12 protein-coding genes are annotated in these 16,376 nt (G+C 40.7%); 4 read left to right on the forward strand and 8 right to left on the reverse strand.

Annotated elements, in window-relative coordinates:
* Positions 1–4 precede the first annotated feature (4 nt).
* Positions 5–1,066, forward strand: coding sequence for a bestrophin family protein (locus ACRD69_RS05735; RefSeq protein WP_430814113.1), 1,062 nt, complete (start codon positions 5–7; stop codon positions 1,064–1,066).
* Between the two features lie 249 nt (positions 1,067–1,315).
* Complete coding sequence (locus tag ACRD69_RS05740; RefSeq protein WP_430814114.1) at positions 1,316–1,543, forward strand: hypothetical protein; 228 nt, start codon at positions 1,316–1,318, stop codon at positions 1,541–1,543.
* A 69-nt stretch (positions 1,544–1,612) separates the two neighbouring features.
* On the opposite strand, the gene ACRD69_RS05745 is transcribed toward ACRD69_RS05740, so the two are convergent.
* A complete protein-coding gene (locus tag ACRD69_RS05745) occupies positions 1,613–3,163 on the reverse strand; it encodes a glycine--tRNA ligase (protein WP_430814115.1) in 1,551 nt (516 codons plus the stop codon).
* 326 nt (positions 3,164–3,489) lie between these two features.
* Here ACRD69_RS05745 and ACRD69_RS05750 point away from each other — a divergent pair, with 326 nt between their 5' ends.
* Positions 3,490–3,687 carry a hypothetical protein gene (locus tag ACRD69_RS05750; RefSeq protein ID WP_430814116.1) on the forward strand — a complete coding sequence of 66 codons (198 nt, stop codon included), beginning with the start codon at positions 3,490–3,492 and terminating at the stop codon, positions 3,685–3,687.
* Between the two features lie 99 nt (positions 3,688–3,786).
* Here ACRD69_RS05750 and ACRD69_RS05755 read toward each other — a convergent pair whose 3' ends face one another.
* Both ACRD69_RS05755 and ACRD69_RS05760 read right to left on the reverse strand, forming a co-directional pair.
* Complete coding sequence (locus tag ACRD69_RS05755; protein ID WP_430814117.1) at positions 3,787–6,258, reverse strand: TonB-dependent receptor plug domain-containing protein; 2,472 nt, start codon at positions 6,256–6,258, stop codon at positions 3,787–3,789.
* Positions 6,259–6,280: 22 nt separating this feature from the next.
* The gene (locus tag ACRD69_RS05760) at positions 6,281–6,793 is read right to left on the reverse strand and encodes a YfiR family protein (RefSeq protein WP_430814118.1); all 513 of its coding nucleotides are present in this window, start codon (positions 6,791–6,793) and stop codon (positions 6,281–6,283) included.
* Positions 6,794–7,245: 452 nt separating this feature from the next.
* Between ACRD69_RS05760 and ACRD69_RS05765 the strand changes: the two genes are divergently transcribed.
* Positions 7,246–8,097: a patatin-like phospholipase family protein gene (locus ACRD69_RS05765; RefSeq protein WP_430814119.1), complete on the forward strand. Its 852-nt coding sequence runs from the start codon at positions 7,246–7,248 to the stop codon at positions 8,095–8,097.
* A 99-nt stretch (positions 8,098–8,196) separates the two neighbouring features.
* Here the strand turns inward: ACRD69_RS05765 and ACRD69_RS05770 are convergent, their stop codons facing one another.
* From ACRD69_RS05770 to ACRD69_RS05790, 5 genes are all read right to left on the reverse strand, one after another.
* Positions 8,197–11,757, reverse strand: a complete 3,561-nt coding sequence (locus ACRD69_RS05770; RefSeq protein WP_430814120.1) for an AAA family ATPase — start codon at positions 11,755–11,757, stop codon at positions 8,197–8,199.
* A gap of 3 nt (positions 11,758–11,760) precedes the next feature.
* Complete coding sequence (locus tag ACRD69_RS05775; protein ID WP_430814121.1) at positions 11,761–12,969, reverse strand: exonuclease SbcCD subunit D C-terminal domain-containing protein; 1,209 nt, start codon at positions 12,967–12,969, stop codon at positions 11,761–11,763.
* A 6-nt stretch (positions 12,970–12,975) separates the two neighbouring features.
* Positions 12,976–13,416 (reverse strand): C-GCAxxG-C-C family protein, encoded by a 441-nt coding sequence (locus ACRD69_RS05780; protein WP_430814122.1) that lies wholly within the window; start codon positions 13,414–13,416, stop codon positions 12,976–12,978.
* Positions 13,417–13,502: 86 nt separating this feature from the next.
* Positions 13,503–15,524, reverse strand: a complete 2,022-nt coding sequence (locus ACRD69_RS05785) for a helix-hairpin-helix domain-containing protein (RefSeq protein WP_430814123.1) — start codon at positions 15,522–15,524, stop codon at positions 13,503–13,505.
* Positions 15,524–16,354, reverse strand: a complete 831-nt coding sequence (locus ACRD69_RS05790) for a hypothetical protein (protein ID WP_430814124.1) — start codon at positions 16,352–16,354, stop codon at positions 15,524–15,526. Before ACRD69_RS05790 ends, ACRD69_RS05785 begins: the two co-directional genes overlap by 1 nt.
* Positions 16,355–16,376: the final 22 nt, after the last annotated feature.

Consider the following 16,376-nt stretch of genomic DNA (forward strand, 5'->3'; position numbering starts at 1 on the left):
ATTGATGCTTACAAAAACACGTTACTCACTGAAAGATATGATCCTCTGGACAAGGGGTGAGTCCTTATTCTTTGTTGTTTATGCCTTTCTAATTACATTTTTATACGAGGTAATTGGCTTTGTTTTTATTGATATGCCCTGGACAGCCATAGCACTAGTTGGTACTGCTGTCGCTTTTATAGTCGGTTTTCAGAATAACGCAGCTTACGGACGTATATGGGAAGCGCGAAAAATATGGGGTGGTATAGTAAATACATCACGTAGTTGGGGCATGATGATACAAGCCATGTTAAGCAACGAACATGCTAAAGAACCGATGGCTGATGACGAGATCGACAAGCACAAACAACAATTGGTATACCGACATATAGCCTGGTTAACGGCCTTGCGACACGCCATGCGACAAACTAAAAAATGGGAGGTTTTCGAAAAACACAGAACCAATCGCGAATGGTCACGCATAGCCTATATTCCTGAGCGGGTAACATCTCTCAATGATGACCTTTTGCTTTACCTGAGCCCTGAAGAGCACAGTTATGTAATGAGTAAAGACAATAAAGCAGCCGCCTTACTTTACTTACAGTCCAACCATTTGAAAGATCTTAAAGAAAAAAAGATCATCTGGGAATTTGCCTTTCTGAACCTTGAAGAGAAGCTAAGCGAGATGTTTGATCTGCAAGGAAAGTCTGAGCGCATTAAAAATTTTCCGTATCCCCGCCAGTATGCAACCCTGTCTCATCACTTCGTATGGCTGTTCCTGCTGATGTTACCCCTGGCTTTGGTTTCTGAATTTGAATCCATCGCTCAAAACGTTCAGGTACATTTTCCCCTTGCTGACACCTGGTTTGTGTGGTTAGCAGTACCCTTTTGCGGCGTTGTTTCCTGGATATTTCATACCATGATGCGCATAGGAACAGTTGGTGAGAATCCCTTTGAAGGATCGGCCAATGACGTGCCTATTTCCACCATTGCCAGAGGTATTGAACGTGATTTAAGACAACTGATGAACGAAGAAACTGACATCATACCTTCCCAGTTTCCTGAGAAGTTTCATGTGCAAATGTAACTCGACAAGCAGGAAATTCTATATGCCTGTCTTACTGAATATTGAAACCCTACTCAAGGGACTCATTTTCCTTGCGTACGGCGTAAAATTTCCTTACGTAAGGAGTTTATTTTCCATACGTAAGGAAAAAAAGTTGCCTACGTACGGAGTTTTATCTTCACATGCATCACCTGAAAGTGATCACGAAAAAGCCTTATTATTGTCCAGCTGATTTTATTACATTTGGTAAAACAATCTAAACCCATTGCTATGAAGAAAGTTAGTATTGCCGGATTCCTTTTGCTAGTTATCACCTTTGCATCATGCAAAAGCATTGAAGTTACCGGAAGCGGCCATGAAGAATATCCTGAATTTAAAGATGGTTACAGGGATGGTGATCCGGATGTACCGAAATACACAACGGTAGAGGAATGGAAAAAGAAACAGGAGGAAGAGAAAGCTAAGGAAGAGCAAAAATCAAAGAAGAAAAAGAAATAGCAGCAATTTGCTTATAAAAAAACAGCCCGGTTGAATGACTCAACCGGGCTGTTTTATATGAATTGTTTATTACAAATTCTTAAACGCTTCACGCATACTCACTTTTTTACTGATGATACCCTGCAGATCAGCAATTTTAACACGCTCCTGCTGCATCGTGTCGCGATAACGAATGGTCACTGTATCATCTTCCAAAGCCTGGTGATCAACTGTTACACAGAAAGGAGTACCAATGGCATCCTGACGACGATAGCGTTTACCTATACTGTCTTTTTCATCATACTGACAGTTGAAATCGAACTTCAACTCATCAATAATAGCACGTGCTTTCTCTGGTAAACCGTCTTTCTTTACCAATGGCATTACAGCCAGTTTAATTGGTGCTAAAACAGGAGGTAAATTCAGTACGACACGCGTTTCTTTTTTGCCATCTTTTCCCTCTACTTCTTCCTCATTATAGGCACCAGCCATAATGCTTAGGAACATCCTGTCAACACCAATAGATGTCTCAACCACGTAAGGTACATAGCTTTTATTCAACTCAGGATCGAAGTATTGAATCTTCTTACCTGAAAACTCCTGGTGCTGTGACAAATCAAAATCGGTGCGTGAGTGAATACCTTCCACTTCTTTAAAGCCAAATGGCATCTTAAACTCGATATCGGTAGCAGCATTAGCATAGTGAGCTAACTTTTCATGATCGTGGTAACGATACTTCTCCTCACCCATACCCAATGACTTGTGCCAGCGTAAACGGGCATCTTTCCAGTATTCAAACCACTTCATCTCCTCACCCGGACGAACGAAGAATTGCATCTCCATCTGTTCAAATTCACGCATACGGAAGATAAACTGACGCGCTACAATCTCATTACGGAAGGCTTTACCGATCTGGGCAATACCAAACGGTAACTTCATACGACCTGTCTTTTGCACATTAAGGTAGTTGACGAAAATACCCTGGGCCGTTTCTGGTCGAAGGAAAATTCGTTGTGCTCCATCGGCTGTTGATCCCATTTCTGTTGAGAACATCAGGTTAAACTGACGCACATCGGTCCAGTTTTTAGTACCTGAAATAGGACAGGCTATTTCATAATCAACAATGATCTGACGTAAATCTTCCAGGTCATTATCATTTAACGCCTTTGCAAATCGTGTGTGTACCTCATCAATTTTCTTTTGATTAGAAAGAACACGTGGATTTGTCTCCAGGAATTGTTGCTTATCAAAACTTTCGCCAAAACGCTTTTCGGCTTTCTTTACTTCCTTATTGATCTTTTCTTCGAACTTTTGGATCAGGTCCTCGATCAACACATCAGCACGATAACGCTTTTTACTGTCTTTGTTATCAATCAATGGATCGTTAAAAGCATCAACGTGTCCTGAGGCTTTCCAGGTTGTCGGGTGCATAAAAATGGCTGAGTCGATACCCACCACATTCTCGTGCAACAACACCATGGCATCCCACCAGTACTTTTTGATGTTATTTTTTAACTCAACTCCATTTTGCGCATAATCGTAAACAGCGCCTAATCCATCATAGATTTCGCTTGATTGAAAAACAAAACCGTACTCTTTACAGTGAGCTACCAGTTTTTTAAAAACGTCCTCTTGTGCCATATTATCGAATTTATCTTATTGTCGTTATACTGTAATTATTTACGCTTTAAATCTTATCGTTTTTAATAAGAAGCACAAAAATAGTTGAAATTTAAAAAGTAAGGAAGTTTTTTGGACAGAGGTTTTCAGATCACTCCCGATATCTCATCTTATCTGCATAAAGCTAAGAAATGTCGCTTATTCTCTTATCAAAAGCCTGACTTATAGCAATAGAGTAACTATTTGACGGAATTATCGTAAAGAATCCATTAAAAGCCCTGTTCTGCGTGGCTTTGAAAAAGGGGGAGCAAAAAACGGGCCTTGCCCGGGAGCATACATTTTAGTGAATGAAGCAATATTCAAAACCAACTATAACTGTGGTTAAGATCGACAAATGTGCATCACTTATACTGATGAGTACAGAACTAGGCAATGGTAATGGTCAGGGAGGCGGCTGGGGTCCCGGAGGAAAACCCAAAGGAGCTGCTCAGGTGGACAATACGCAGTTGAATGACAATCCTTTCGAAACAAATCCCTTTCAGTAAATAGTATTACCCTCCCTTTCAAACAGAAAAGCCACCTCGTAAACGAGATGGCTTAAGGTATTAAGATGTTATATTAAACTCCGCAGAAACGAAATTTCCTTAAAACTTGAAGCTCAATCCTCCAAGCACCATTCCTGGTATTTCATCCATGTATGCAAATTCTCTTTCGTTCATGTTAAGGATGTTTCTTCCATTAACAAAGAAGGTCAGTTTATCAGATGCCTTATAGGACACTTTTGCATTAAGGAGAAATTTACCATCAATCTTCTCGGTACTATATTGGCTTTCAAACTCCTGCTCACCATAGAAATAAGCCTGAGGGAAGATCTCCAGCTTTTCAATTGGTCTGTATGTTAAAGAGAAAGCACCATAATATGATGGAGTTGCCTTGTGCTCATAATCATCTTCTTCAACATCAGGTATTGCATTGGTTGTTGATGCAATAGCATATGTCTGCACCGCAGGGTCGATGGTTCCATCCTGTACACCTGCCACATAAGCCATTACTGCCTGGCCCACTTTAGTGTTTAAATCCGGATCCGCCATTAATAATCCGGCCTGATAACCTACCACATCGTTACGGCTTAACGGGATATAATTATCTAACCTGGTTTCCTGAATGGTAAAGTTACCATTGGCAACAAGTTTTTCAGAAATAACCCAGTCAACAGAAGCTGTTAAACCCTTTTGTTTGGCAACCAGATCAAGGTTCTGATATTGTATATTTACATAACCATTCACATCAGGCATGGCTGTTCCTGCAGCCACGTCAAGCGGATTGTAAACTGCTAATGATGAACCGGCAGGCAATAGTGCTCCAAAGTCTTCAGATACTGTGTAGAATGCCTCAACATCGATAAATAAATTTTTGGCAGGACGTGTGCGATAGCCTACCTCGATCATGTCCATTGTTTTAAGGTCGTGCTCTTTATTACCATCAAATTGCATAATCCTTGGATAGGTCATATTCACCACATTCCAGGTATAATTTGAATAGGTATTAACAAGGAACGATGACTGGTTAGCACGCGAATAAACAGCACGTAAAATATTATTATCGTTGATTTTGTATGAACCTACAAACTGCCACGACGCATAGATATCATCCGGATAATTGTACTTCTCTGCACGTAAGGCTGCAACCAAACGCAGTTTATCAGTCGGACGGTAATCAAAGCGGGCACTACCAGCTAAAATATTGATGGTCTGCTCTTTGTTTAAGTACCCATTGCCTATTTCAGCAATATGGTCTGTGTCATCGTATGACATGGACTGGTAACTAATACCCGGGCGAATACTTACTTTACCAAGATGCCAGTCATATTCTGCCTGAATATTGATTTGCTGATTATCCAGTTCAAAACCTTCGTTACCCATCATGTAATCAATGGTACCACCATTGTAGTTAGCCTGAAGGTTGAAACCTTTATAGCTGGCTCTTAAGTCAACATATGAAGTAGCTGCTTTTTTAGTTGTATAGGGAGTTGGTACATCACCCATAAGCGAAGTAACAACCTGTGAGTTCTGGTGCCCCGCCATCAGATTAACGCTTGTGTTTTCATTTGGCATAAAATCCAGGTACCCATTCACACCCATGCGCTCTTTAGCCTTTTCCGGATCCGGGAATGATTTATAAATATCGTATGTTTCACCATTTACGTCATAAGGAGGCCATAATGGTAATGAACCATTCATCATACGGTTAATTTCATCACGTGTAAAATAACCGGGATCAACAGGATTTCCATCCAATGAATACTGGGCTCCTCCACGGTCATAAACCAACAGATCTTCGCGCTCACGGTCACGTGTTTCGAAATTTGCACTTAATCCGACATTAAATTTGTCGCTTAATTTCTTACGAAAAGCAACATCACCAAGATAGGTATTTAATGATCCTGCCTGCACATTACCCGATACAAGAGGTGACTCTTCAGTAATGGTTTGCGTAATTATATTGATTACTCCCGACAAAGCATTAGGACCATATAGTGCACTGGCAGGGCCACGCACCACTTCAATACGATCAATATCTTCAAAACCTACGGGTAAAGTTTCCCATAAAGTACCCCCATGTGAGTAGTTAAATACCGGACGACCGTTGATCATAACAAGTGTATTCATATTCTCAGAATACAATATCATATTTTTGGCCGGCAGGTTATCATTACCGCGAATGTGTACATCGAAATTACCGTTTGTTTTTTCGCGTACAATAAGCCCAGGCACCAATCGCAAAGCCTCCTCAATGGAAGTAGCACCAGATGCTATAATTTGCTCATGTGACAATACGGTGGTAGACAATGGAGAGTCAAAAAGGCTCTCTTCTGATTTTGATGCTGATGTTACATCTTTATTTAGCAATAATTCATATAATTCTTCCAGTGATGATACCCCTACTATATCAATGGCAGCCATTAAATCATCCAGATCCAAGGCACTTAACTCTTCTGTCGTCATTGATAAAACCTTCTCTTTGGTTAAAGAAGATTTTTCACCTTCCTGAGCTAAAGCAGTCATGCCCATAAAAAGTGAAACCAATAAAATTGTGATGTATTTAATTCTTAACATTTTTTCGACTTTAAACATTTTGTTATTGCACTGTAATACCAAGGCTAAGTACCTTTTGTGTCACCTTAAGATTATGTTTCTCAATAACCGGCTGGCAAATTTCATATCGAAGCTTACCATTAACCGTCAAAAACGAAATACCGGCACCTTGCTTGCATAATCCTCCCTTATCGGCAACCAGCAATACAGGTTTTCCTTGTTGTTCGTGACTTAAAGTCTTCATCAACGAACTTTTTGCACTCCCAAGAAACACAATATGCGTATCAGTAATATCTTTTACACTTTTTACGGTAACAATCTTAATGCTTTTGTTACCAGCCTTTTTTACTTTAGCAATCTTTTCCAGCTCAGCACTAATTTCATCGTCACCCAATACTGTAATGATTAACTCATTGCCAACTGCATTAGCCGGCCATTCGATGTTTTTAGTGAAATTGTAAAGGAAAAGTGCTTTGAAAGTGGCTGTCTGCCCTTTCATTTCACTCATCATGGCGCCCAAGCACAGGACGCACAGTAACAGAATCGTTTTCTTCATTTGATTTGTTTGTTATGCATGTATAGTATTTTTAGTTAATTAAAACATCATCAGGCAAGACAAACGCTTAGAAAAGAGAAGAAGATTAACGGCATAATACACCAATCAGCATTACTACTGTAAGTTATCGGTTTTAACCGACCATCATTTGTTAGAATGATGAATAATTACCGTTAATCCCAATGAGTATTATTTCTAAGCCTATTGCCTTTCCCAAAGCAATTAGCTCTACATTAATCGGCGGTGAAAATATATTTATAGCCATTAATGCCAAAATATTTATGATTAAAGGCTATAATATTATGACGAATAAATTCGGCAATCGGGTACTTATAAGATTTGTCATAATTCTTTACATTATTATGTAAGTTGATTATGGTACACGCAGAAGAATATGTTTTAAAAAAATCCTATTTTCATAGTCAATTTAAACAGGACTAATATCTACCCAAATGACAAGAATTAAACCAAACAAAACCGTATCACTTGTTCTTGGGAGTGGAGGTGCTCGCGGACTCGCTCATATTGGCATTATTCGCTGGCTTCAGGAAAACGATTTCGCCATTCATTCGATCTCTGGCTGTTCAATTGGTTCAGTCATCGGCGGTATTTATGCAGCGGGTCAGCTTGATAAATTTGAAGAATGGGTGCGCTCACTCACACTGTTGGACATTGCTTCTTACATGGATATTTCGTGGGGCGTAAGTGGATTGATAAAAGGTGATAAACTAATAAATACACTCAAAGAATTAGTTGGCGATGAACATATCGAGCGATTACCTGTCAAGTTTACCGCCGTAGCCGCTGATGTCAGAAATGAAAAAGAAATATGGCTCACAAAGGGTAATTTATTCGAATCGATCCGCGCCTCAATTTCTTTACCTCTTTTTCTTACGCCTGTTACTATCAACAACAGGGAACTAATTGATGGTGGTGTTTTAAACCCAATTCCTATCGCCCCGGTATTCAGCGATAACAACGACATTATTATAGCTGTCAACCTGGGCGCCGTTCCAAAGCACAGCAATAATTCAGCCTCGCCCGATAGCAAAAGCTGGTTGTTCAATAAAAAAGACACTAAGGAATTAAAGCCCAACCAATCGGGCATGTACCAAATTGCCGATTGGGCCTTTGATGCCATGCAAAACACAATCGCCCGACAAAAGCTGGCTGCCTACCCGCCTGACTTTATTATTGAAATTGCACGTGATGCATGCGGAACACTTGATTTCCATAAAGCTGATGAAATGATTGAGCTGGGCTACAATAAAGCAGCCGAAATATTATCCATAATCAAAGAATGATAGCACAGTCCACTAGGTGACAGCAGTTGCATATATTCTTTTCGGGGCCAAAGCTTATCACTAAGCCATGACATCCGCTACTCCGGCTTCCACAGGGAATTAACAGCGAACTTCGAGTGTACTGTAGCCTGAGGCATCTTTTCTAAGCTCAATTTGGGTTGTAACCCGCTCCTTAAGGGCAGGCACATGGCTAATGATCCCAATTGTTCTGTTGGTTTCGCTCTGTAATTTTTCAAGAGCCGACAAAGCTACATCAAGTGTATTTTGATCCAGGGTTCCAAAACCTTCATCGATAAACAAACTGCCAATAACCGTATTTTGCCCTGCCAGATCGGATAAACCGAGGGCCAGCGACAGACTGACCAGGAAGCTTTCTCCTCCAGAAAGCGTTTTAACGGAGCGCTCGGCGTTACCATGGTACATATCAACGACAAACAACTCATCTACAACATCGTTTTTTACATGCTTAACCAGATAGCGATCGGTCAACAGCTTTAAATGGTTATTAGCCAGTTGCAGCACTTGTTTTAAAGTCAGCTCCTGGGCAAATCTCGAAAACTTATTACCTGTGGCATCACCAATAAGACTGCTAAGTTCATCCCATCGCTGATAATTCTTTTGCTGCTTGTCTATCAGTTGAACCTTTTCTTTTTGCTTTTCCTTATTCTGCTTATCTGTTTCGATTTGTTGCTTTAAACTGCCAGACTTACCAAGCCCGGTTTTTAAAAGCTGTTCAAGCTCAGTTAAACGCTTGCTAAGCTCAACTTCAGGAAGTTTTATTGTCTCAATTACTTCTTTTAAGCGGCTCAATTGATTGCCCTGCTCCTTAATGCTATGATCAAGTTCGGTTGAGGCCTTAACAAAGCCCTCTTGTTTTTGCTGCAGACGCTTCACCTCATCTTCACCCAATATTAATGCATGCGCTGCCTCTATCGAATCCAAACCTTTTAACTTCAGTTGCCTGCTCAATACTTCTGTTTGCTTTAGCAGTTTCGACTGTTCCTCGTTCAATTCACTATCCAGCTCCTTTAAACGATCGGCCAGGGACTTTGCTAATACAGCAGATCTTTGCAAGGTGATCTCAAGGCTCTTCCTGGTCTCTTCAAGCCTTCCTTTTTCAGCGATCAGCTCCTGTTCCACATCTTCAGGCACGCGCGCTCCAAAAAGTGATTCACGCTTAGCATTTCGTTCATCAAGTTCCAGCTTCTTCTTGCCCAATTCTTCACTTTGACTCGCAAATACCTGCAGTATCTCCTGAAACTGTTTACCTTTCTCTTTCCAGGCTGTACTTATAGTTGAGTACTCCTTCTCCTGTTCTTGCAGCTGTTCCTTCCTTCGGGCATAACTTGTATATCTCTTTTTTAATGCTGTCAACTTATCTGACAGGGGAACATCTGAATTTATTCCCATTGTTTTAAGGCTTTCATCAACCTGCTTATGCAGCTCTATCAGCGCCTGCAGTTCATTGGCCAGCATTGAATACTCCTTATTTCGGGCAATGGCCTTCTCCAGCTTTTCCATTACAGTGATCAAGCCTTCCACCTGTTCCTGTTCTGCTGTATGCTTTACAATAGTACCCAATACAGCCTGCTCATTCACTTCATCAAACTTAAGAGCATATTTATCAGAAGCCTGTTGAATAGAGCACTTATATTGCTCGAGCTTATCACCATATTCATCCAGCCGCTTTTGAACACTTCCAACTACAGACCGGTGGTTCGACAACTGCTCTAACAGCACCTTCTCTTTATTGAGCAGGTCTTTACGTTGAGCATTTCTCTCTTTCAGAGATTCTTCTGTTTCGTTTTTTCGCGACTTATAATGATTGACATACGGGTGTTGAGTTGATCCGCATAATGGGCATGCCTCATTGGGCTTTAACAGTTGACGTGCTTCTTCGTATTTCGCCTCGAGCAATTCACGTTCGCGACGGATAGTTAATTCATCAAGGTATTTCTGATTAATTTTCAGAGCCTGCTCATGGTCACCCAGCTCTTTTTCTTTAACAACAATCTCCTTACTACTGGTAGTCAGTTCCTTTGTTAGGGAATCTTTTTCTTTAAGTAATGCTTGTTTTTCTTTACAGACATTCAGCAATCGTTCAAGAGCCTGACCTTTAGCCAGCAGATCCTTATGTTGCTGTTTTAACCGGTCAATATCCGGCTTTTCGGCGGGTATCTGCTCACTTTTCTCACGAATAAACTGCTTACTCTGTTGTACTGCATTCCGGATAACAGTCAAACGGCTGTCATGATTCTCTGCATTAAGCACTGCCGTCTTTGTCGGTGATGTCTCCAACTGCTCAATACCCGATGTAATTGATCCAGTATTTGTATGAATGGTTAAAACCTGTTGCTCAAGCAGGGATAAGAGCTCACCGGCGCCCGCTATCCTGTTATTTTCTTCAAGAAAGGATTTAATGGCACTGATATTCTTCTCCTTCACTCCAAGGTTTGCTTCCTGCTTCCTGATCTCTTCATGAAGCGCATCTACCTGTTTGCCAAGTGATCTATTCTGCTCTTCCAGCGACTGATAACTACTCTGAGCGACTTTTATTTCTGAATCTAAAGCCCGCACATTTTTTATCAGCAACTGTGTTTCTTCTTGCTTTTTGTTAAACCTATCTATTTCCTGGATAAGTGAGCTGAGTTGTTCTTGTGTCTTTTGCCTTAAAACGTCCTCATTTTTTAGGCTTGCACTTTTATCTGCCTTTTCTGCCTGCTTTTCCTTAAGTCCTTTTTGGCATTGTTCAACCACCAGAATTTCTGCCCTTAACGGCATGATCTCCTGATGCTTTTCAAGACGCAGGCGATCTGACTTAAACAGTTCAATTTCAGAGTTTAACTTATTCTTTTGCGCTTTATTTTCTTCAATGGAGGCCACTAACTTAGTGTATTCCCTGGTTGTTTGTACTTGCTTCCTCAGCACAGCCATGTTTTCTTCATGCCCTGTACAATCCTTTGTCAGTCTCTCCAGTTCGACTTCAGCCTGCTTCCGTTCTTCTTCTGTTAAGATTTCAATACCTTCAAGCTGAATCTTTAAACGTTCCAGCTCTTTATACTCCTTTCCCCGACGTTCGTAGCAGGCACGACCAAGCATACGGTAAATTTCAGTTCCTGTAATTTTTTCAAGGAGCTCACCACGCTCATTGGCATTTGACTTAAGAAAGCGTGCGAAATCGCCCTGGGATAACAATATTGACCGCAGAAACTGATCGAAGTTAAGTCCTATCAGACGGGCATTTTCCTTTGGCACCTCATTGCGCTTATCAACCATGCTGATAAATCGCCCGTCTTTTTCCTGTTTTGATAACACCAGGGTATAGTCCCGCAGGTTACCATTTCTATTGCGTGATATTCCCCATTGCGATCGATAGGTGGTTTCTTTTACACGATAATCAAGCTGTGCCCATGCCTCGTCAGTATTTCTTGTAATAATGCTTCCCAACCGTGCAATGTCGTTTTTTGATACTGAACCACTGCGCGGTGTCTGATTATACAAGGCTAGTGTAATGGCATCTAATATGGTGGATTTACCAGCTCCTGTCGGACCGGTTATGGCAAACAATCCAGTATTACCAATTGGTCCGTTCTCAAAATCAATCAGGTGCTCACCTTTTAGAGAGTTCAGGTTTTTTATTCGAAGTTGGAGTAATTGCATGCACTATTCATTTTCTGATTGATGAAAGAAATCATCCATTAATTCGCTAAAAGTATTTGTTACACCTTCCGGGCTAACCACCTGTTTTGAATTCAAAAGATTATCAAACACATCTGTAACACTTAGGTCAGCCAGAGAACTCACCTGCTCATATTCACTGAGCTGTTTATCACTTGTAAATCTCAAACTTGGCTTAACAATAAGCAGTTGGTTATCCTGGCGGTTTACCTCATCAAGCAGCGCTTCAAATTTTGCCCTTAGCGATGTATCCATTTCATCTTCTTCGATTGCCATTTCCGCCCAGTCCTCAAGTTCTGAAGTACCAGCATAAGTATTAAGCTGTTGGGCAACTTCATCAAGGCTTCCTTTAAAAGCTGTTAACTTACGAAATGATGGTACTTCCACAGATTCGATGCTCTTAATCGCATCTCTGTCAATTGTCAATACAATCACTTGCTTATTATCTTTTCTTTCCGAAAAACTTAGGGGAAGCGGAGAGCCCGAATAACGAATCTTCTCACTTATTTTTTGTGGTCTATGGATGTGTCCCAGAGCTATATAATCAAATTCCTCGGGAAAGAGTCCCGCGTTAAACCCACCAAGATTCCCGATATGAATGTCGCGCTCACTTTCAGACTGGCTGGCTCCATGCACAAATAAATGCCCCATGGCAATGACCGGACAATCATAGATTTTGACTTCATCAGCCAGTTCTTGATAATGACCGACAATGCCGTTATTGATAGCATCCTGCGTTTCTTCGTACGACTCACCTGCATTAACCTGGCGAATGTCTTTATCGCGTAAAAAGGGAACAGCGGCAACAACACACTCCAATTTATCAGCTTTGTAAACCTCTATTAACTCATCTGTTATATTGTTTTTTGCTCCACCGACAACTCGTATGTTTAATGCAGCCAACACATCGGCAGGGGCCTCAAGTGTGCTTATGTAATCATGATTGCCACCAGTAATGATCACCTGCTTGCAAGAGCTACCAATCAATGAGGTTAAAAACTGATAGTAAAGTTTAAGTGCATTGTTTGATGGAAAACCAACATCAAAAACGTCTCCGGCAATTAAGAGAGCGTCAATATTTTCTTCTTGGATTAACTGATGTAACCACTTAAAAAACAATTGAAACTCTTCTTCACGTTCATGTCCGTGCAGTTTTTGCCCTATGTGCCAATCCGAGGTATGAAGTATCTTCATGAACAACTATTTAAAAAGATCTTCCAAAATGGTAATTGATGATTCTATACATTTGGAACATACCTTATCCTTAAGTTTGTTTTCATTAAAGATCTGACGACCGGCTTCGGTTCGGATATCACAACCCAACAAATGCACACATTGATCTGTTTGATGGCGGTCACAAAATTTCTTGCGAAACGACTGAATCATTTCAGGGGTTCTTTCACCACATTCTTCAACATCATCAATAACTTTTGAATTACGAAGACCAATTACCATATAGGCACCGGTTACTGCACCGCAAGCCTTTTGCATCCTTCCCATTCCACCACCAAAACCTAATGCCATATTAAGCGCTTGCTGTTCATTAACATCTAAGTCATCAACATATGCTTTTATAACAGACTGTGCGCAATTGTTGCCATTGTAAAAGGCATCAATTGCTGTAGTTATTTTCTTTTCCATGTGCAGGCGATTTGTTACTCCTGTAAAAATAACAAATGATTTGCTTCGTGATGTGCAATAGTGCAGCGAATTTGTCATATTTCAACTTAAAACCTGTACTGCATCTGAATCTTCCATTCTGTCAGCTTATTACCCTTTATCAACTGATGCCCGGATCCCAGTTCTTCAATATTAGCATATTTGGTGTGAGCCAGGCGCCCCCATATTCTAAGATTTTTAACAGGTTTAATACTCTTATTCAGAATAAGCTTTGTTCCTTTGTTCATATAGGCCGGAATACTAAATGCATATAATACATCAGGCTCATAGGCATATATACGACTGTTGTAATCTTCAATATCAAAAACGATATAACGCCCGCTCAAGGTCCACTTGCCCGATTTAAAACCCACATCCTGAAATGCCATCCATCCTGCTTCAGATGTCACACCCTCTTTATAAAATGATTGTTCTATCTGTGTTTGAAACCGCCACTTATCATTAGGTTTGTAGGCATAAAACAGGCGCAGGTTATCCTTTTGACAAGCATGAACTTCATACATGGTTACCTGCGCGCCTGAATTGATTTCTTTCTGAGTTGATTTGTATCTTAAATAGGCGAAATGGTAATTGTTGATCCTGTAATCGGCTTGTGTAAACCATTCAAAGCCTGTCGATGGACGATACACATTATAACGTAACCAATCATATGAGAACAAATCGGCATAAGCTCTTAATGATATTTTTTCCAGTGGACTAAGACTAAGAGATGTAAAAACACCAGACTCACCTCCCCTGCTCGATGATTCTGAAAAGGGATTGGACAAAATGGCTGAATACCCATTGCTGTACTTCCTATAGGCCACAGATAAGGCCACATCAAATCCGGGATTATAACTTAAGCCCTGGTATATTCCTTTGTGCTCAGAATTCTGAACAGCCAATTCTCCAAACAGGGTCAGGCGGTTTAGAAAAACTGCATGCGACAGCCATATTGTTTCCTGTATATCACCTGAAAAGCGATACTTATCTTTTAAATGGGTTTTCAAGGCCACCGGTTCATCAATAGACCAGTTGACATACCCCGCATCAACATGAAACAAGTGATGACGATATGCTGATTGCAGGCCATATACCCTTTCATTGACAGATAATCGATTATCCAGTTCTGGTTGAGTGCGATGATAACCTGTCTCCTGCAAAGATGATACATTGATGCCATCAATGGTGTCATTAACAAACGAAGCGTCACGCTTTTTATACGAAACAAACGGCGCCAGGGACCAATTTCCCGACCTCACCTTTACAGCTGTTCCTCTCAGAAAAGAACTCTCATTGACAGATGTATAGGAATTGATTCCCCTGGGGCGACGGCGTAACTGGGCTGTTTCGGTTGTTTTTGAAAAAGCCATGTCCGTCCAAACAGCCAGCCCCTGACCAAATGACAAGCGGTAATCGCCAATTATCACCGTTTCAAGGTATTTTAGCGGATTACTGAATCGAATAAAACCAGATGAAAAATCTGCCACAGGAAAATAATTGGGAAAGGCCTTTTCACCCTGATCCTTTTCGAGGGTCATACCGGCTTCAATCAGATCCCCATAATAAAAGCGAGCTCTCATCAGCCACTTTTCTTTTGATCCCAGGTATGCAGCTTCGGTACTATCATTTTTAGCCTGGTAACCTACCGGAGTTTGCACGGTACTTTGAACGCGTGCAAGTACATTTCCGTAAAACCTTTTTGCCTTTTTCTCTTCAACCGGCTCTGTAACCACAAATGGCAACAGATAGGAAATGGTTAAATGATCCATTTGTTCCACGGCCTGTAATTCAAATACGGAATACAACGGTCCGTTGACATACCTGTAATACAAAAAGTTCTCAATCTGTTGATCTGACAGAAAAAAGAACTGCTCCAGGTCTTCCTTCTGAGCCTCGTTTAAGTTGACAGGACGCTGACTGAGCATAATCAAATCATTAACAACCTGTTCGTAATCCACATTTTCGAGTTGCTGAGTAGCCATCGCCTCAAGCATATCACTTATCATTTTCTGAAGGTCATCAGTTTGCTGTGCATGAAGAAACAAAGGCCACCAGAATCCTAGTGTAACAATCCACCGTTTCAACATTATTTCTGTTTTTGCTTAAATGAATATGATAATCCCGCTCCCGATGTCACTCCCAATTGCTGGTGATGTGCAAAACCAATGTCAACCATCAGTCCCTTGCCGCTAAAGCCTCCTCCAACAGTTAATTCAGCAGGTCTGCCTTTGACTCCTCCTCTGACAAACAATTTATTTTTAAAACTTAACTGCAAAGCCGCTTTATAGACCAAGTCATATTCTAATTGCTTTTCCACCTCAACAACAGACATAAAATGTGAAGCAACAGAGTATTTTATACCTGTATTAAAGTAGCTTGGTAAAGTGTATTCATCATCATGATACCTGATACTTCCCTGTTCAGGATTTTGAATAAACACTCCCAGCTCAAAACGCTCAGACACATCAACATTCAATCCCAAAGATGAGTAAAAGGCATCGGCCCTGTCGGCTGCTTCAATTTGATGCGATACATAATTAAATTGAAAACCTGCTTTAAGCTCATCTCCAAATAAACGACTGTATGCTAAGCCATAACGACTATAATTACTTTTCGCGTAGCCACTTTGAAAAACAAGACCTGAAAAGGTGCCGTAAGATGACGGAGCGACCAGTGTGGCTGCCCTGGAACTTAATTCTTTAATGTTAAAGCGCATCTGGTAGGCAACTCCAACAGTTAAGTGTTTTCTTTCAGCCAGGTTAGATACATTACTGAGGCAGGCCCAAGAAGATGAATCAAATACTTTGGTGAATGCCAGTGCTGAACTGACTGGCCCAGCATAATCAAATGATTGTGCATGTAAGAATGAACTAATTCTAACAAACAGAATGACAAGAGGTAAGGTTGTTTTTTTCATGATATAATACTATTATCAATAA

Origin of the sequence: Carboxylicivirga agarovorans (assembly GCF_050589845.1) — a bacterium.
Classification (GTDB): Bacteria; Bacteroidota; Bacteroidia; order Bacteroidales; family Marinilabiliaceae; genus Carboxylicivirga; species Carboxylicivirga agarovorans.

What these genes read in the sequence shown, in the direction of transcription:
- ACRD69_RS05775 (WP_430814121.1), bottom strand. Translation starts at nt 12,969, where the DNA reads ATGAAGATACTTCATACCTCGGATTGGCACATAGGGCAAAAACTGCAC.
- ACRD69_RS05785 (WP_430814123.1), bottom strand. Translation starts at nt 15,524, where the DNA reads ATGTTGAAACGGTGGATTGTTACACTAGGATTCTGGTGGCCTTTGTTT.
- ACRD69_RS05790 (WP_430814124.1), bottom strand. Translation starts at nt 16,354, where the DNA reads ATGAAAAAAACAACCTTACCTCTTGTCATTCTGTTTGTTAGAATTAGT.
- ACRD69_RS05745 (WP_430814115.1), bottom strand. Translation starts at nt 3,163, where the DNA reads ATGGCACAAGAGGACGTTTTTAAAAAACTGGTAGCTCACTGTAAAGAG.
- ACRD69_RS05760 (WP_430814118.1), bottom strand. Translation starts at nt 6,793, where the DNA reads ATGAAGAAAACGATTCTGTTACTGTGCGTCCTGTGCTTGGGCGCCATG.
- ACRD69_RS05750 (WP_430814116.1), top strand. Translation starts at nt 3,490, where the DNA reads ATGAAGCAATATTCAAAACCAACTATAACTGTGGTTAAGATCGACAAA.
- ACRD69_RS05735 (WP_430814113.1), top strand. Translation starts at nt 5, where the DNA reads ATGCTTACAAAAACACGTTACTCACTGAAAGATATGATCCTCTGGACA.
- ACRD69_RS05755 (WP_430814117.1), bottom strand. Translation starts at nt 6,258, where the DNA reads ATGTTAAGAATTAAATACATCACAATTTTATTGGTTTCACTTTTTATG.
- ACRD69_RS05765 (WP_430814119.1), top strand. Translation starts at nt 7,246, where the DNA reads ATGACAAGAATTAAACCAAACAAAACCGTATCACTTGTTCTTGGGAGT.
- ACRD69_RS05770 (WP_430814120.1), bottom strand. Translation starts at nt 11,757, where the DNA reads ATGCAATTACTCCAACTTCGAATAAAAAACCTGAACTCTCTAAAAGGT.
- ACRD69_RS05780 (WP_430814122.1), bottom strand. Translation starts at nt 13,416, where the DNA reads ATGGAAAAGAAAATAACTACAGCAATTGATGCCTTTTACAATGGCAAC.
- ACRD69_RS05740 (WP_430814114.1), top strand. Translation starts at nt 1,316, where the DNA reads ATGAAGAAAGTTAGTATTGCCGGATTCCTTTTGCTAGTTATCACCTTT.